General features: G+C 71.7%; 14 protein-coding genes. 3 read left to right on the forward strand and 11 right to left on the reverse strand.

Features of this window, described 5'->3' with window-relative positions; translation table 11 throughout:
- Positions 1-150: 150 nt before the first annotated feature.
- The 3 genes from ACWC5O_RS42455 to ACWC5O_RS42465 all read right to left on the reverse strand — a co-directional run bounded on the left by ACWC5O_RS42455 (position 151) and on the right by ACWC5O_RS42465 (position 4998).
- Positions 151-942 carry a S1 family peptidase gene (locus ACWC5O_RS42455; protein ID WP_450587928.1) on the reverse strand — a complete coding sequence of 264 codons (792 nt, stop codon included), beginning with the start codon at positions 940-942 and terminating at the stop codon, positions 151-153.
- 203 nt (positions 943-1145) lie between these two features.
- Positions 1146-3989: an ATP-binding protein gene (locus tag ACWC5O_RS42460; protein WP_450587930.1), complete on the reverse strand. Its 2844-nt coding sequence runs from the start codon at positions 3987-3989 to the stop codon at positions 1146-1148.
- A 172-nt stretch (positions 3990-4161) separates the two neighbouring features.
- Positions 4162-4998 carry a response regulator transcription factor gene (locus tag ACWC5O_RS42465; protein ID WP_450587931.1) on the reverse strand — a complete coding sequence of 279 codons (837 nt, stop codon included), beginning with the start codon at positions 4996-4998 and terminating at the stop codon, positions 4162-4164.
- Between the two features lie 128 nt (positions 4999-5126).
- On the opposite strand from ACWC5O_RS42465, the gene ACWC5O_RS42470 reads away from it, so the two are divergent.
- A complete protein-coding gene (locus ACWC5O_RS42470; RefSeq protein ID WP_450587933.1) occupies positions 5127-6800 on the forward strand; it encodes an AMP-binding protein in 1674 nt (557 codons plus the stop codon).
- Positions 6797-8389 (forward strand): AMP-binding protein, encoded by a 1593-nt coding sequence (locus ACWC5O_RS42475; RefSeq protein WP_450587935.1) that lies wholly within the window; start codon positions 6797-6799, stop codon positions 8387-8389. The genes ACWC5O_RS42470 and ACWC5O_RS42475 overlap by 4 nt, the downstream gene beginning before the upstream one ends.
- Positions 8390-8393: 4 nt before the next feature.
- Here ACWC5O_RS42475 and ACWC5O_RS42480 read toward each other — a convergent pair whose 3' ends face one another.
- Positions 8394-9131 carry a hypothetical protein gene (locus tag ACWC5O_RS42480; protein WP_450587936.1) on the reverse strand — a complete coding sequence of 246 codons (738 nt, stop codon included), beginning with the start codon at positions 9129-9131 and terminating at the stop codon, positions 8394-8396.
- 195 nt (positions 9132-9326) lie between these two features.
- Between ACWC5O_RS42480 and gcl the strand changes: the two genes are divergently transcribed.
- Positions 9327-11114: a glyoxylate carboligase gene (gene gcl, locus ACWC5O_RS42485; RefSeq protein ID WP_450587938.1), complete on the forward strand. Its 1788-nt coding sequence runs from the start codon at positions 9327-9329 to the stop codon at positions 11112-11114.
- Between the two features lie 114 nt (positions 11115-11228).
- Here the strand turns inward: gcl and ACWC5O_RS42490 are convergent, their stop codons facing one another.
- The 7 genes from ACWC5O_RS42490 to ACWC5O_RS42520 form a co-directional block, all read right to left on the reverse strand.
- Positions 11229-11798, reverse strand: a complete 570-nt coding sequence (locus ACWC5O_RS42490; RefSeq protein ID WP_450587939.1) for a TIGR04222 domain-containing membrane protein — start codon at positions 11796-11798, stop codon at positions 11229-11231.
- Between the two features lie 159 nt (positions 11799-11957).
- Positions 11958-12191, reverse strand: coding sequence for a hypothetical protein (locus ACWC5O_RS42495; RefSeq protein WP_053657434.1), 234 nt, complete (start codon positions 12189-12191; stop codon positions 11958-11960).
- Between the two features lie 344 nt (positions 12192-12535).
- Complete coding sequence (locus ACWC5O_RS42500) at positions 12536-13993, reverse strand: catalase (protein WP_450587941.1); 1458 nt, start codon at positions 13991-13993, stop codon at positions 12536-12538.
- A 206-nt stretch (positions 13994-14199) separates the two neighbouring features.
- Positions 14200-15090, reverse strand: coding sequence for a 2-hydroxy-3-oxopropionate reductase (locus ACWC5O_RS42505; protein WP_450587969.1), 891 nt, complete (start codon positions 15088-15090; stop codon positions 14200-14202).
- Positions 15091-15146: 56 nt separating this feature from the next.
- On the reverse strand, positions 15147-15977 hold the full coding sequence (locus tag ACWC5O_RS42510) for a TIM barrel protein (RefSeq protein WP_450587943.1): 831 nt from the start codon (positions 15975-15977) through the stop codon (positions 15147-15149).
- A 151-nt stretch (positions 15978-16128) separates the two neighbouring features.
- Complete coding sequence (locus ACWC5O_RS42515) at positions 16129-16866, reverse strand: hypothetical protein (protein WP_450587944.1); 738 nt, start codon at positions 16864-16866, stop codon at positions 16129-16131.
- Between the two features lie 22 nt (positions 16867-16888).
- On the reverse strand, positions 16889-17362 hold the full coding sequence (locus ACWC5O_RS42520) for a hypothetical protein (protein ID WP_450587946.1): 474 nt from the start codon (positions 17360-17362) through the stop codon (positions 16889-16891).
- Between the last annotated feature and the right edge of the window lie 4 nt (positions 17363-17366).

Here is a 17366-nt window from a genome sequence, read left to right on the forward strand (position 1 = left end):
GTCCGCCCCTCGATGAGCGTGCCGCCCGGCTGCACGGTCGCGTCACCCACGCCCTTGACCTCCAGCATCGGCTTGCCGAGCCGCCACACGGTCCGCCCGCAACGCCCCCTGGTATCTACCTGAGGGATGCTCAGGTGTGCTGCTTCCGGGTCACGAGTCGACCTGCGTGGTCACGAGGTTCGAGAAGGTGGTCAGCCGGGTGTACACACCCGGGTAACCGGCCTCCGCGCACCCCTCGCCCCAGGAAGTGATCCCTGCCAGGACGCCCCCGATGAGCAGGGGACCGCCGCTGTCGCCCTGGCAGGTGTCTACGCCGCCGGACGTGTATCCGGCGCAAACCATGTCGGTCTGGACGTAGTCCGAACCGTAGGAGCTCTTGCAGCTGGAGTCGGACACGACCGGGACGGTCGCGGTCCGCAGCTGGTTGGAGGAGCTGCCGTTCTCCGAGGTGGTGCCCCAGCCGAGGATGCGGGCCGTGCTGCCGGCCGCGTACACGCCCGTCTGGGACGAGGAGACGTACTTCGCCGCGGTGTACGGCATCGACGTCGAGAGGGTCAGGACGGCCACGTCGTCGCCGTTGGTGGCGTCGGTGTAGTCCGGGTTGATCCAGATCTTGCTGACCCGGCTGACCGTGCCGTTGGTGCCGTTCAGGTAGGTCCGGCCGCCGACCACACGGACACCGCCGGCCGACTCGCCGACCATGCAGTGCGCGGCCGTCACGACCTTCTTGGCGGCCACCAGGGTGCCGCCGCAGAACTGGTTACCGGACGCGTCCGTGATCTGCATCATGAAGGGGTACGCCGTGGTGGTGGTGGTCGTACCGCCCACGATGGGCTGGGGTGCGGCGGTCGCCGTGGGGGAGGCGATCAGCGCGGTCGCCGCGGCGGCGGCGGTGGCCACCAGGGTCGCGGCGGTCTTTCTGGCACGTCTTGACCCGAACATGAGTCTCCTCAGTGGGGGTTGCCGGTGGGGGGTCGCGCGGGCGGGGGTCGTGCACGGGGGTCGCGGGACCGACCCCCGTATGCCCGGGCGAGCGGCACGCCCTTTACGCTAGGACCCGGAACCCTCGGCTCCCAATGAGGGAACCCCCTAGGGGGTTGGGTGAGGGAAAACCCTCGGTCCGGCTCAGTTAACCTGGCGCGCCGTCACTTCGCGCGCCGCGCCGCCGCCAAACGGACGATGTCCACCCGCGATCGGATTCCCAGCTTGCGGTAGACCCGGGTCAGCGTCGCCTCGACCGTCTTCACACTGACGAACAGCCGGGACGCGATCTCCCTGTTCGTGGCGCCCTCCATGACGAGCGCGGCGACCTGACGCTCCATCGCGGCCAGGGCTGCCAGCGCGTCAGGCCCGCCCGTCGTGTCCGGCACGGCGAGGGCCGGCTCGGGCTCCGGGGCGGTGAGGGCCTCGTCAACCTGGCGCAGCCACGGCAGCGCGCGGCAGCGGCGGAACAGCCGGGTGGCCTCGTCGTACGCCGTCGACCTGCGCGGGCCGCCCTCCGGGCGCCGGGTGCGCAGCTGGGCCAGCGCGAACGCGGCCCGGGCCTCCTCCAGACCGTAGCCGAGCTTCGCGAGCCGGTCCTGAGCGGACGTCAACTGGGCGACGGCCGCCTCGTGGTCGCCTTGCGCGGCGCGCACCAGCGCCTCCGCGCGGTCGAGCACGGCGAGGACGCTCCCCCGGTCGAGCCTGAGGGCGTGCTCGCGGCTGGCGTCGATGACGTCCTGCGCCTCGGCCGGCTCACCGATGCGGACCAGTGCCTCGGCGAGGTCGCCGTGCCAGCGGCCGCGCGCCGGGTCGGTGATGCCGAGGGCCAGCTCCAGGCGGCGCACCCGGCGCAGCGAGCGGACCGTGCCCGCCGGGTCGCCGGCCACCAACTGGGCGTACCCGAGCGCGCCCAGGGCCCGGGACAGGTACATCTGGTCGCCGTCCTCCTCGGCGTGCTCGACCGCCTCCCGGGCCAGGGCCAGCGCGCGGTCCACGTCCCCGCCGGAGGCCTCCGCGAGCGAGGTGAGCATCGCCGAGGCGGTCTCGCCGATACCGGAGTCCCGGGCGAGCCGCAGACTGTCGCGGGCCAGCTCCAGGGCGCGGCCGCAGTGCCCGGCGTGCAGCTCCGTCTCCGCGAGGCCGCGCAGGAAGTGCACCTCGCTCTCCACCGAGCCGCGCCGGCGCACCTCGCGCAGCAGCGCGGTGACCGTCGCCCGGGCCTCGGCCAGCTGGTCGCCCATGACCAGCCAGCGGAACCGGGCGCTGCCCGCGCCGTTGTGGTGGCAGGCCACCGTCGGGTCCTGGGGCTCCTTCAGGGCGCGCTTGATGGTCCGGGGGGCCTCCGGATGGCCCATCAGGGTCTCGGTCTGCGCCTGGAAGGCGAGGGAGAGCAGTTCGGTGCGTCGGTCGCCGCCGCGCTCGGCCAGCTCGGCGGCGTGCGCGGCCGCCTCCCGGGCCTCGGTGAAGTCGCCCGCCACGATCAGCGCCCGCCACGCCAGCTGGTAGTGGACGAGGGCCAGCAGCCGCGGGTCGTCGCCGGCGTCGGCGAGGGCCTGCGGGAAGACGGAGTCGACCTCGGCCATGGTGTGGCCGGCGGTGTCGATGACGATGATCCAGGCCCGCACCCGGTCGGCGGGCACGGTCGCCTGGGTGAGCACCTCGCGGGCGATGTCCCGGGCCAGGTCGAGATCGCCCGCGGTGATCGCGTCCTCGGCGGCCTGCAGGCGTCTCTCGTCGGGGCTGGGTGCGCCGTCGGCGGGGGTGCGCCGGGCGGCGAGGAGTCCCAGCTGGGCGGCGACCGACGGGGCGCCCCGGTCCCGGGCGAGGGCCGCGGCCTCGGCGAGCCGGGCGGCCACCTCGGGGTCGGTGCCGGTGGTGGCGAGGGCGAGGTGCCGGGCCCGTTCGATCGGGTCCGAGGCCGCTGTGGACAGGGCCGCGTGCGCGGCCCGCCGCTCCTGGGCGGGTGCCTCCGCGTACAGCGCGGCGGAGATGAGCGGGTGCGCGAACCGTACGGCCGGCGCGTCCGGCTCGGTGGCGAGCAGGCCGAGTTCGGCGGCCTGGGCGCACTCGGCCTCGGCGTTCTCCCGGCCGGCCGCGTGCAGCAGCGCCGGGGTTGGGCGGGCGCCGGCGCTGGCCACCAGCAGGGTGCGGCGGGCCTCGACCGAGAGCATGTCCAGGCGGCTGAGCACCAGGGCGCGCAGCGAGGTCGGCACCGGCAGCGGCTCGCCGGGCCGGGGCGGGGTGGGGCTCTCGGCGAGGGCGCGGCCCAGCTCCAGGGCGAACAGCGGGTTGCCGCCGCTGGTGCGGTGGATCTCGCGCACCGTGGAGCGGGGCAGGCTGCCGTGGCCGCGGTGGTCGAGCAGCTTCGCCACCTGGGTGCGGGTGAGCGGGCCGAGCCGGACGGCGAGGGTGTCCGGCGGGCAGGAGCGCAGATGGCGGTCGTACTCCTGGCTCTCCTGGCCCTCGGTGCGCACCGCGCACAGCAGCTGCACCGGGGTGCCCTCGAGGCGGCGGGCGGCGAAGCCGAGCAGTTCGGCGCTGGCCGGATCCAGCCACTGCAGGTCGTCGGCGACGACCAGGACCGGGCCCTGGGCGGCGAGCGCGCGCAGCGCGGAGAGCACCGCGAGGCGCAGGGCGAGGCCGTCGCGCTGGAGGCTGGACTCGCCGCGTCCGGTGAGCGCCGACTCCAGGGCGGTGCGCTGGGCGGCGGGCAGCCGCGGGGAGACGTCGTCGAGGACCAGCCCGAGGAGGTCGGCGAGGGCCAGGAAGGGCAGGTGGGATTCGGACTCCGTGGCGGAGCAGCGCAAGACGGTGCGCGCGCTGGCCCCGTATTCCTCGGCCAATGCCCGCAGGACGGTGGATTTCCCTATTCCGGCGGGGCCGTGCAGGAGCACACTGCCACCCGAGCCGAGTTGGTCACGGGCCGCAGCGAACAGCTCCTCGCGGCCGATCAGCAGGTCGGGGCGGCATCGGGCAGGCTCCTGGAAGTCCCGTCGCACGGTCACCGCTCCCCTCCTGTGTCGTGTTCGGGCCAAATTCTATGCAACGATCCTTTAAATTCGGACGGAAGCCGTGGTGAGGGAAATAACAAACGGTCACGCATAGGTAAATTCAAAGCGACGTCGCCTGAATGGGCAAGGTTCCTTACGGCTGCTGCGGAGAGCCCCACGGGCCCGCCTACGGCAGCAGTCCCGCCCGGCGTGCCGCCGTCACCGCCTCCCCTCGTGTGTGCGCGCCCAGCTTCCGCATCGCCGAGCGCAGATAGCCTTTCACCGTCTCCGGGCGCAGGCCCAGCCGTTCGGCCACGGCCGCGTTCGTGGCGCCCGCCGCCACCCAGGACAGCACGTCCAGCTCGCGTGGCGCCAGGCTCGCGCCCCTGGCGGGGCGGGGCAGGGCGAGCAGCCCGCAGGCGGCGAGCAGGTCGGCGCGCAGGCCCGGGTCGGTGATCCGGGGCGCCAGCGCGCGCAGCGCCGCATGGGCCTCGCGCACCTGCTCCCAGGCGGCCCCCTGCCCCTCGGGCACGTCGGCGGGCTCCGGCCGGGCCGCCGCCAGCAGCATCCGCGCCTCGTCCCGCACCACCAGCGCCTGCTCCACGTCCCGGGCCACCGCCACCGCCTCGCCCAGCGTGCGGTCGCCCAGCGGCTGGGCCGAGCGCAACGCTCCGTACAGCACCCCGCGCACCCGCCGCCGTACGACGACCGGCACCGCGAGCACCGAGCGGATGCCCTCGGCGGCCACCGGGAGGTCGTACTCATGGCTGATCTGCCGGGAGCTGGAGTAGTCCGTGACCGCGCACGGCCGGGCCAGCGCGACCGCCTTGCCGCCCAGCCCGTTGCCGGAGGTCACCGCGAGCGAGCTGAGGGCGGCGGTGGTGGTGCCGCTCAGTTCGCTGATGCGGATCTGCGGACGGCCGGACTCGACCAGGCCGCCGAAGGCGACCGGAAGCCCGGTGGTGCGCCGCAGCCGGACCAGCGCACCGCGTATCTCCACCGACGCCACGGCCTGTGCTGACACCTCTTCACTCCTTCGGCGCGGTCACGTGGGGGGACCACACCCCCGTTCGGGGGTAGTGAGACCTGCATCACGGATTAGACGATGCCAGAGAGCCGCCCGGCAATGGTCCGGAACCTAGGAGGACGCAGATGACGACGGCGACCGAGGTCTTCAGGAGTGCCCGGGACTTCCTGCTGGAGCACCGCGAGGACTACGCCACCGCCCACGAGGGCTTCGCCTGGCCGCGGCCCGAGCACTTCAACTGGGCGCTGGACTGGTTCGACGTGATCGCCGACGGCAACGACCGGACCGCCCTGCACATCGTCGAGGAGGACGGCACCGAGACCCGGCTGTCCTTCGCCGAGCTGGCCGAGCGCTCGAACCGGGTCGCGAACCACCTGCGCGCTCGGGGCGTCGCCGCCGAGGACCGCATCCTCGTCATGCTCGGCAACCAGGCCGAGCTGTGGGAGACCGCGCTGGCCGCGATGAAGCTGCGCGCCGTCGTCATCCCGGCCACCCCGCTGCTCGGCCCCGCCGACCTGCGCGACCGGGTCGAACGGGGCCGGGTGAAGCACGTGCTGGTCCGGGCCGAGGACACGTCCAAGTTCGCGGACGTGCCCGGCGGCTACACCCGGATCGCGGTCGGCGGGGTGCCGCCGGAGGGCTGGGAGGCGTACGAGGACGCGTACACCGCCCCCGCCGAGTTCGCCCCCGACGGGCCCACGCTGGCCGACGACCCGCTGATGCTGTACTTCACCTCCGGCACGACCGCCCGCCCCAAGCTGGTCGAGCACACCCACACCTCGTACCCCATCGGGCACCTGGCCACCATGTACTGGATCGGCCTCAAGCCCGGTGACGTGCACCTGAACATCTCCTCGCCCGGCTGGGCCAAGCACGCCTGGTCCAACCTGTTCGCCCCCTGGAACGCCGAGGCGACCGTCTTCATCCACAACTACACGCGCTTCGACGCGGGCCGGCTGATGGCCGAGATGGACCGGGCCGGGGTGACCACGTTCTGCGCCCCGCCGACCGTGTGGCGCATGCTCATCCAGGCCGACCTGACCCAGCTCGCCACGCCGCCCCGCGAGGTCGTCGCGGCGGGCGAACCGCTCAACCCCGAGGTCATCGAGCAGGTCCGGCGGGCCTGGGGCGTCACCATCCGGGACGGCTTCGGGCAGACCGAGACCGCCGTCCAGGTCTCCAACAGCCCCGGCCAGCTCCTGAAGACCGGCTCCATGGGCCGGCCCAGCCCCGGCTACCGGGTGGAACTCCTCGACCCGGTCTCCGGCGCCCCCGGAGCCGCCGAGGGCGAGATCGCCCTCGATCTCTCCGAGCGCCCGGTGGGCCTGATGACCGGCTACCACGGCGACCCCGACCGCACCGCCGAGGCCATGGCCGGCGGCTACTACCGCACCGGCGACATCGCCTCCCGCGACGAGGACGGCTACCTGACGTACATCGGTCGCGCGGACGACGTCTTCAAGGCCTCGGACTACAAGATCAGCCCGTTCGAGCTGGAGAGCGCGCTGCTGGAGCACGAGGCGGTCGCCGAGGCCGCGGTCGTGCCCGCACCGGACGAGCTGCGCCTGGCCGTGCCCAAGGCGTACATCGTCCTCGCCGAGGGCTGGCAGCCCGGACCCGACACCGCGAAGGTGCTGTTCGAGCACTCGCGTGAGGTCCTCGCTCCCTACAAGCGCGTCCGCCGCCTGGAGTTCGGCGCCCTGCCCAAGACCGTCTCCGGCAAGATCCGCCGGATCGAGCTGCGCGAGGCCACGGCCGCGGGCTCGCAGGACGAGTACCGCGAGGAGGACTTCCGGTGACCTCGGAATCGTCGTACACACACGGCACGAGCGGGACGACCCTGCTCGGCGACACGATCGGCGCCAACCTGGACCGGGCCGTCGCCGCCTGGCCGGACCGCGAGGCACTCGTCGACGTGCCGTCGGGGCGGCGCTGGACGTACGCACGGTTCGGCGCGGACGTCGACGCGCTGGCCCGCGCGCTGCTCGCGAGCGGGGTCACCAGGGGCGACCGGGTGGGCATCTGGGCGATCAACTGCCCCGAGTGGGTGCTGGTCCAGTACGCCACCGCCCGCATCGGCGCGATCATGGTGAACATCAACCCGGCCTACCGCACCCACGAGGTCGAGTACGTCCTCAACCAGGCCGGCGTCTCGCTGCTCTTCGCCTCCCTCAGCCACAAGACCAGCGACTACCGCGCGATGGTCGAGGAGGTGCGGGGCAGATGCCCGCAGCTGCGGGAGACCGTCTACATCGGCGACCCGAGCTGGGCGGCGCTGCTCGGCCGCGCGACCCCCGACGCCCGGTTCGAGGCCCTGTCCTGCGACGACCCCATCAACATCCAGTACACCTCGGGCACGACGGGCTTCCCCAAGGGGGCCACCCTCTCCCACCACAACATCCTCAACAACGGTTACTTCGTGGGTGAGTCGGTCGCCTACACCGAGCAGGACCGGATCTGCATCCCGGTGCCCTTCTACCACTGCTTCGGCATGGTGATGGGCAACCTCGCCGCCACCTCGCACGGCGCCTGCATGGTCATCCCGGCACCGTCCTTCGACCCGGAGGCCACGCTGGACGCGGTCCAGCAGGAGCGCTGCACGTCCCTGTACGGCGTCCCGACCATGTTCATCGCGGAGCTGAACCTCCCCGGCTTCGCGTCGTACGACCTCTCGTCCCTGCGCACCGGCATCATGGCGGGCTCGCCCTGCCCGGTCGAGGTGATGAAGCGGGTGGTCGCCGAGATGCACATGGAGGAGGTGTCCATCTGCTACGGCATGACCGAGACCTCTCCGGTCTCCCTGCAGACCCGCATCGAGGACGACCTGGAGCACCGCACCGGCACCGTCGGCCGGGTCCTGCCGCACCTGGAGGTCAAGGTCGTCGACCCGGCCACCGGGGTCACCCAGCCGCGCGGCACGGCGGGCGAGCTGTGCACCCGCGGCTACAGCGTGATGCTCGGCTACTGGAACGAGCCCGAGAAGACCGCCGAGGCCGTCGACGCGGGCCGCTGGATGCACACCGGGGACCTCGCGATGATGCGCGAGGACGGGTACGTGGAGATCGTCGGCCGGATCAAGGACATGATCATCCGGGGCGGCGAGAACATCTACCCGCGCGAGATCGAGGAGTTCCTCTACGCCCACCCGAAGATCCGGGACGTCCAGATCGTCGGGGTGCCGCACGAGAAGTACGGCGAGGAGGTCCTCGCCTGCGTGATCCCGCACGACGCGGCCGACTCGCTCACCCTGGAGGACCTGCGCGCCTTCTGCCAGGGCCGGCTCGCCCACTACAAGATCCCGAGCCGGCTGCAGATCCTCGACTCCTTCCCGATGACGGTGTCCGGGAAGGTGCGCAAGGTGGAACTGCGGGAGAAGTACGGGGTCTAGATGGTCAGACCGCGCCCGACCGGGCGAGCTTCCGCCCCGGACCGTTCACCGGGGTCGGGGTACCCGTGAGGTCGAGGACGAACAGGGGGACGCCCAGCGTGTCGGCGCGAGCGCGGGCGTCCTCGGCATATCCGGCCAGGGAGAAGTAGACACAGACCGCGGACTCCGTCATGGCCGTCAGCCACAGGCACTCCACGTCCCGCAGCGAGGCCGGGCGTACGGCGGGATCCACCTGGGCGACCAGGCCGTGCGCGGCCAGACCTATGCCGGACGGGGGCCGCTGGTCGGCGCGGCGGATGTCACGGTAGCCGAGCCAGCGCAGGTACAGCGCGGTGGCGGTGACGGCGTCGCGGGCCGTGCGGATGGTGACGGGCTGGAACGGGATCCGTCCGTTGTGCCGCGGGGCGGCCGCTCCCGGCCGTGCGGTCGGCGCCGGGGCGCCACTCGGTACGGCCGCCCCCGGGCGCGCCCCCGGTGACGGGGCGTCGCTCACCGCAATGCGCAGGACCGTGCCGCACGGGCAGCCCAGCTCCGGGTGCGGCAGCTGATTGCCGCGCCCGCAGGCGCCGCAGCGCACGGTGATCCAGTCCTCGTCCCAGGTGCGGTGCGCGAGTACGGCCGGCGTGGTCACCGGATCCAGCCGCGGGGCGCACGGTCTGCCGCAGACGCAGGGATACGGCGGAGCGGTGTAGACGTGCTCGCGCCGACAGGCCGGACAGCGCACCGGCACGCTCTCGGGCATGGCCACTCCAGGCGTCGCATCGGGACTGCGCCCCCCATCGTGCTCCTGTCGGGCCCCCCTTGTCCCTCTCTTGACGACCTTCGGCGACCCCCTTACATTGATTTCAGATAGTAGAAAATATTTTCCGCAATACGGAAGTGCTCACCGCGGGGCGCGACGGGAGTACGCATCCGACAGCCGAAGCAGGAGTACTCGATGGCTCGTATGACCGCTGCCCGCGCGGCAGTTGAGATCCTCAAGCGCGAGGGCGTCGCGGACGCCTTCGGTGTGCCGGGCGCGGCGATCAACCCCTTCTACAAGGCGCTGAAGGAGGGCGGCGGGATCAACCACACGCTCGCCCGCCACGTCGAGGGCGCCTCGCACATGGCCGAGGGGTACACCCGCACCAGGCCGGGCAACATCGGCGTCTGCATCGGCACCTCGGGCCCCGCCGGCACCGACATGATCACCGGCCTGTACTCGGCCATCGGCGACTCCGTCCCGATCCTGTGCATCACGGGCCAGGCGCCCACGAGCGTGATCCACAAGGAGGACTTCCAGGCCGTCGACATCGCCTCGATCGCCAAGCCGGTCACCAAAATGGCGGTCACCGTCCTGGAGGCCGCGCAGGTCCCCGGCGTCTTCCAGCAGGCCTTCCACCTGATGCGCTCCGGCCGCCCCGGCCCGGTTCTGATCGACCTGCCGATCGACGTCCAGCTCACCGAGATCGAGTTCGACCCGGAGACGTACGAGCCGCTCCCGGTCTACAAGCCGGCCGCGACCCGCGCCCAGATCGAGAAGGCGATTTCCTTCCTCCTGGAGTCCGAGCGCCCGGTCCTCGTCGCCGGCGGCGGCATCATCGGCGCCGACGCCGCCGACCTGCTGGTCGAGTTCGCCGAGCTGACCCAGACCCCGGTCATCCCCACCCTGATGGGCTGGGGCGCCCTGCCCGACGACCACGAGCTGAACGCCGGCATGGTCGGCGTCCAGACCTCGCACCGCTACGGCAACGCGAACTTCCTGGAGTCCGACTTCGTCCTCGGCATCGGCAACCGCTGGGCCAACCGCCACACCGGCTACAAGCTCGACGTCTACCGCCAGGGCCGCAAGTTCGTCCACGTCGACATCGAGCCCACCCAGATCGGCAAGATCTTCCCGCCGGACTACGGTGTCGTCTCCGACGCCAAGGCCGCGCTGGAGCTGTTCGTCGAGGTCGCCAAGGAGCTGAAGGCCGAGGGCAAGCTGCCCGACCGCGCCGACTGGGTCGCCTCAACGCAGGAGCGCAAGGCCACGCTGCTGCGCCGTACGCACTTCGACAACGTGCCGATGAAGCCGCAGCGCGTGTACGAGGAGATGAACAAGGCCTTCGGCCCGGAGACCCGGTACGTCACCACGATCGGCCTCTCCCAGATCGCCGGCGCGCAGATGCTGCACGTCTACAAGCCGCGCCACTGGATCAACTGCGGCCAGGCCGGCCCGCTCGGCTGGACCATCCCAGCCGCGATCGGCGTCGCCAAGGCCGACCCGGACTCCCCGGTCGTCGCCCTCTCCGGCGACTACGACTTCCAGTTCCTGATCGAGGAGCTGGCGGTGGCCGCCCAGCACAGGATCCCCTACGTCCACGTTCTCGTGAACAACGCCTACCTGGGCCTGATCCGCCAGGCGCAGATCGGCCTGGACATCAACTTCCAGGTCAACCTGGAGTTCGAGAACATCAACGCTCCCGAGCTCGGCGTCTACGGCGTCGACCACGTCAAGGTCGCCGAGGGGCTGGGCTGCAAGGCGATCCGGGTCACCGAGCCGGACCAGCTGGGCGCCGCCTTCGAGCAGGCGAAGAAGCTGGCCGCCGAATACCAGGTGCCGGTCGTCGTCGAGGCGATCCTGGAGCGGATCACCAACATCTCGATGAGCCGGACGATGGACATCAGCGACATCTCCGAGTTCGAGGACCTGGCCACCGAGCCCGGCCACGCGCCAACTTCGGTCAAGCCCCTGAAGGTCTGATCCGGCACAAGCGCGCGAGAACACGCCGGGGGCGGCCCGTCCGAGGGGGACGGGCCGCCCCCGGCGCGTGCGCGGGTGCACGGATCTGCGGACACCAGGTGCACGGATCTGCGGTCACACCGCCCCGCAGCTGAACCCCCCACCGCCCGAGCTGCCCCAGGACTGGGGCAGCTCGCGTTCGGTAGTGCCGCCGCGGCCCGTCAGGCCCGCGTCCCGGGTGAAGCGGGGAGCCAGCACGGTCAGTGCCTTGTCGCCGTGCAGGGCCACCAGCAGCAGCTTGTCCTCGGGGGACAGGCCCGAGCTGCGGACGGGCAGTGGATGCCGGGCGCGCAGGTCCTTCAGGGCCCGGCGGCCGGCGCGGGTACGGCCAGGGAGGACGGCTCGCAGCAGGCCCGCGCCGACCAGGTCCGCGCGCAGCTCGCCGAGCGCCTCCCGCACCGGCCGCCGGTCCAGCAACTGCCTCATGCCGGCGGGGCGGTAGAGGCCGGCGTGCACCGCCTTCGCGAGCGTCGTCAGGGCCGCCCCGGGCGCCGGACCCGAAGTTCGCATCGTGCCCGCCCGTCCGGCCTTCACCGCACCCCGCAGATGCAGGCCCAGCACCGCCACCGTCACGGCGGCCCGGGCACCTCCCCGCAGCAGGGCGAGCGCCTGCGGTTCCGTCGGGATCCTCGTCGTACCAGTCATCACACCCCCCCCGTACGGGAACCCGCCGCCCCCGTGCCGGCGGGCCCCGTCTGTCGGTGTTGTGCCCGCCGGTGCCGGTTGGCGAAGCCTCTCTCGCGGTGTTCAGCGGTTGATTTGAGGGTTGCGTAGGCCGGGTACGGCCGCTGTCGTACCCGCTCCCTAGACCTCGTGCTCCGACAGGCCCGGCCAGTCGTCCGGCCCGCCGCCCTGCCACTCGATGAGGTCGCTCTCCTCGACCTCGATCCGGTCCAGGTCCGCCAGCCGCAGGATCTCGACGACGTCGTCCAGGTGGGAGGCGAGCCCCAGGGTCACGTCCCCCTCGGTGACGCGCCGGGAGCCGTCGAGGGCCGGAGCGTGGACCACGATGTGCGGGTACTGCGTCGGATTGCCCATGGGTTCAGCGTCCTGCGGAAGCGGCGGGAGCGCACCCCCGGAGCCGGACAGCACGAGAGCGCCCCCTGTGACCAGGGGGCGCTCTCGGTGCCGTGTGATGGCCGTCCGACGGCGCGAGGCTGGGCGCGACAGGACATTCGCGCCACCGGACGGAGCCCGTGGAGGGCTGGGACCGCGGCGGATGCGACGGCCGGGGGCTCCTTCCCTCAGGTCGAAGAAGGAGGCCCGAGACCTTCACCACCGCACTGGCTCACACGCCGCCGCGGTCCTCGCCTTGCCCGCGAGCTGTTCCGACCGGCCACCCCTCATCCGGGCCGTTCGGCTGCCGCGGGCCGTCCGTGGCCTCAGTCCTCGCGCAGGGCGCGGACCGCCTCCTCGACGCGCTTGCCGTACTCGGGGTCGGCGGCGTGGAAGTGGGCCAGGTTCTTCTCGATCACGTCGTCGCGGGAGACCTGCGAGAGGCCACCGGCGATGTTCGCGACCAGACGCTGCTTCTCCTCCTCGGACATCAGCCGGTACAGCTCGCCCGCCTGGTAGAAGTCGTCGTCCTTGGTGTGCAGCGGGGCCTCGTGGGTGCCGGTGTGACCGGACACCGCCAGCGGGGCCGCGAGCGGGCGGCCGGTCTCCACCGGGCCGTCGTACGAGTTGGGCTCGTAGTTCTTGGCGTGGCGGCCCTGGGCGTTGGACGCCATGAAGCCGTCGCGGCCGTAGTTCTGCGCGGTCGTCGCCTTCGGGGCGTTGACCGCGAGCTGGGTGTGGTTGACGCCGAGGCGGTAGCGGTGGGCGTCCGCGTAGGCGAACAGACGGCCCTGGAGCATCTTGTCGGGGGAGGGGCCGATGCCCGGAACGAAGTTGTTCGGGGAGAACGCGGCCTGCTCGACCTCGGCGAACACGTTGTCCGGGTTGCGGTCCAGCACCAGCCGGCCGACCCGCTGCAGCGGGTAGTCCTTGTGCGGCCACACCTTGGTCAGGTCGAACGGGTTGAAGCGGTAGTCGGCCGCCTCGGCCGCCGGCATGATCTGGACGTACAGGGTCCAGGACGGGTGCACCCCGCGTTCGATGGCCTGCAGCAGGTCCGTCTGGTGCGAGTTGGGGTCCTTGCCGGCCTGCTCGGCGCCCTGCTCGGCGGAGAGGCAGCGGATGCCCTGGTTCGTCTTGAAGTGGTACTTGACGAAGAAGGCCTCGCCCTCGGCGTTCGTCCACTGGTAGGTGTGCGAGCCGTAGCCGTTCATGTGGCGGTACGACGCCGGGATGCCGCGGTCGCCCATCAGCCAGGTCACCTGGTGCGTGGCCTCGGGGGCGTGCGCCCAGAAGTCCCAGACGTTGTCCGGCTCCTGCCGGCCGGTGAACGGGTCCCGCTTCTGCGAGTGGATGAAGTCGGGGAACTTGATCGGGTCCTTGATGAAGAACACCGGGGTGTTGTTGCCGACGAGGTCGTAGTTGCCCTCCTCGGTGTAGAACTTCACCGCGAAGCCGCGCGGGTCGCGGACCGCGTCCGCGCCGCCGAGGGAGTCGGCGACCGTCGAGAAGCGTAGGAACACCTCGGTGCGCTTGCCGATCGTGCTCAGGAAGTCGGCGTGGGTGAAGCCGGTGACGTCGTCCGTCACCTCGAAGTGGCCGTACGCGCCGGAACCGCGGGCGTGCACCACACGCTCCGGGATCCGCTCGCGGTTGAAGCGCGCCAGCTTCTCCAGGAGGTGCTGGTCCTGGAGCAGCAGCGGGCCGCCGACGCCGGCGGAGGCTGAGTTCTGGTTGTCGGCGACCGGGGCGCCGGACTCTGTCGTGAGCACGCGCTTCGACATGGTGACCTTCCGTGCGAGAGGGCAGCGGGAATCTTCGGAATTTTCGGAAACAGACTTCCGCTTTATGGAGCTTCCGCTGGCGTGAGCCTAGGTTCGGGTGGTCGGGACGTCAACAGTTTGTTGAAGATGATTCCGGGCCGCGGTGCCGCCTGGGCGCGACAGGACAGGTGTCGGCGGCGCCGCGGCCCGGAAGTCTCAGGAGGCCGTCAGGCCTGGGCGCCGGACAGGCGCTCCACGGCCCGCAGCAGCGCCGAGTGGTCCAGGCCGCCGTCGCCCTGGGCGCGCAGCGAGGCGACCAGCTGGGCGACCACGGCACCGACCGGGAGGGCGGCGCCGACGTTGCGGGCGGCGTCGGTGACGATGCCCATGTCCTTGTGGTGCAGGTCGATGCGGAAGCCCGGCTTGAAGTCGCGGTTCAGGAAGTTGTCCTTCTTGCGCGTGAGCACGGTCGAGCCCGCGAGGCCGCCGTTGAGGACGTCCAGCGCGGCCTGCAGGTTCACGCCCGACTTCTCCAGGAAGACCACGGCCTCGGCGCAGGCCTGGATGTTCACGGCCACGATCAGCTGGTTGGCCGCCTTCACGGTCTGACCGGAGCCGTGCGGGCCGCACAGCACGATGGTCTTGCCCAGTGCGTCGAAGATCGGCCTGGCCTGGTCGAAGTCGGCCTGCTCGCCGCCGACCATGATCGACAGCACGGCCTCGACGGCGCCGGCCTCACCGCCGGAGACCGGGGCGTCGAGCACGCGGATGCCCTTTTCCCCGGCGTTCTTCGCGAGGTCCACCGAGGTCTGCGGGGTGATCGAGGACATGTCGATCAGCAGGGCGCCCTGCCTGGCGTTCTCCAGGATGCCGTCAGGGCCGTAGGAGATGGCCTCGACCTGCGGGGAGGCGGGCACCATCGTGATCACCACGTCGGCGTCGCGCACGGCCTCGGCGATCGAGGAGGCCGCGGTGCCGCCGGCGGCCGCCAGGCGGTCCAGCTTGTCCTTTTCCAGGGTGAAGCCGGTGACGTCGTAACCCGCCTTGATCAGGTTCTCGGACATGGGGGAGCCCATGATGCCGAGGCCGATCCACGCGATCTTGGGAAGACTCATGATTGGGGGTGCCTCTCTAACTGCTCTGCAAAGTCAGGGGTTCAGCGCGGTCGGCTCGCTCAGCGCGCTTCGCGCGGGAGCCACTCGAAGGACTCGGCGCTCGGGCGGTCGCCGGCCTTGTACTCCAGGCCGACCCAGCCGTCGTAACCGGCCTTCTTCAGGTGGTCGAGCAGCTCCTCCAGCGGGAGCGACCCCGTCCCGGGGGCGCCGCGGCCGGGGTTGTCGGCGATCTGGACGTGGCCGGTCTTCGCCGCGTACTGGCCGATGACCGAGGGCAGGTCCTCACCGTTCATGGACAGGTGGTAGAGGTCCATGAGGAACTTGGTGTTCCCGAGGCCCGTCGCCGCGTTGACCTTGTCCACGATCTCGATCGCCTTGGGCGCGCTCACGATCGGGCACTTCGGCGACTCGGGCTGGTTCAGTGCCTCGATCAGGATGATCGCGCCGACCCGGTCGGCCGCGCGGGCCGCGAGGGTGAGGTTCTCCAGGGCGAGCGCGTCCTGCTCGGCCGGGTCCACGCCCTCGACGCGGTTGCCGTACAGCGCGTTGAGCGCCTTGCAGCCGAGGGAGGCCGCGAAGTCCGCCGCCACGTCGATGTTGGCGCGGAACTTCTCCGACTCCTCACCCGGGATCGACAGGGCGCCGCGGTCCGGGCCCGGCAGCTGTCCGGCGTAGAAGTTCAGCCCCGTGAGCTGGACGCCCGCGTCCTCGATCGCCTTCTTCAGGGCGTCGAGCTCGGACTGCTCGGGGGTGGGGGAGTCGACCCAGGGCCACCACAGCTCGACCGCCGTGAAGCCCGCCGCGGCCGCGGCCGCGGGGCGCTCCAGGAGCGGGAGTTCCGTGAAGAGGATCGACAGGTTGACGTTGAAGCGCTGGTCTGCGAATCCCATTCGGGCCGCGCTCCCTTCCGTTAGGAATTCCGTATTGCGGAAGTTTGTTTCTGCTTAATGGAAGATTGCCCGTGGTCGGGGGTGACTGTCAAGAGCGGCCACGAAAAAGTGCCCCCGCGCGGGCTGCGCGGGGGCACTTTCGGTGGCCTGGTCAGAGGGCGTCTACGGCACTCACCTTCCACCCGCCGGAGGTACGGGTGAGCGTCATCCGCACCCGGTTGAGGTCCAGCCGGGAGCCCGACACCTGGGTGCTCTGCGTGACCTGGTCGACGAAGAGCAGGACGACGACCCTGTCCGGTGCGGCGGACACGACGGAGACCGCGGGCGCGCCGCCGTCCGTGGGCGCCGCCACCGCCGCCTTCACCACGCCGTGGTACTTCCTCGCGGTCGACCCGACCACCGTCTTCGTGGTCTTGTCGTACTGGTCGCGGAACGCACCCGTCAGCAGGGCGCGGGCCCGGGCGAAGTCGCGGTCCAGGTGACGGTAGTCGTACGACAGGACGACCGGCGCGGCCTTCCGGGTGGTGTCGAGGGCCTCGGCGCGTGCCCGTGCCGTCTGCTGTCCCTGCCGGTACTGCCATGCGAGTACGGCGGCCACGGCCAAGGCTGCCGCGAGCGCGAGGCAGAGTGCCGCGGTGAGCAGCCTTGGCAGGCGGGGCGGCCGCCCGGGCGCGCTCTCCTGCTCGTCGGCCTCCGGCTCCGGCGGGTCGTCCCAGCCGCCCGGGGGTTCGATGAGCACGGTGTGTCCTGAGGACCGTCCCTCGGCCTGCAGGGCGGTGTCGTCGTGCTCCGGCCGCCTGGCGCGCTTGGCCGCCGCGCGGGCGGCCGCGGTCATGGTGCGGCGAGCCGGGGAGCCGGTGCCGCGGGTTCGGGTGGTCGGGTTCGCCACGGTGTCTCTCCTCAACTCCGGGTCAGCCCACGAACTCGACGTCGGAGGTCAGCCAGCGGCCGTCCACCCGCACGAGGTCGAGCTGGAGCCGGTAGGTCCGCGCCTGCCCCTCGGGCGCGGCGGTATTGGTCACCTTGCTGTCGGCCACCACCAGGACCCGGGCCGAGCGCTCGTCGGACCGCACGATGCCCGCCTCGAGGACCTGTCCCTCGGACACCGACTTGTTCTGCGCGACCAGCCGGGTCAGCTGCGCGGTCTGTGCGGCGAACTGCTTCTTGAAGTCGCCGGTGGCGCCCTTCAGCACGTTGCCGCTGTCCCGGCCGTAGTGCCGGTAGTCGAGCGAGGTGAAGTTCAGCGCCGACTGGCGGGCCGCCACCAGGACGTCCTGGCGGCGCTGCTCCGCCGCCCTCTGGTCGGACAGCCGCAGCCCCAGCCAGACGGAGATCACGGTCGTCAGGACGGTCGCGGCGGCGAGCCCCACCCACAGCGGCCTCATGCGC

The sequence above is a fragment of the Streptomyces sp. NPDC001450 genome, from assembly GCF_053597295.1.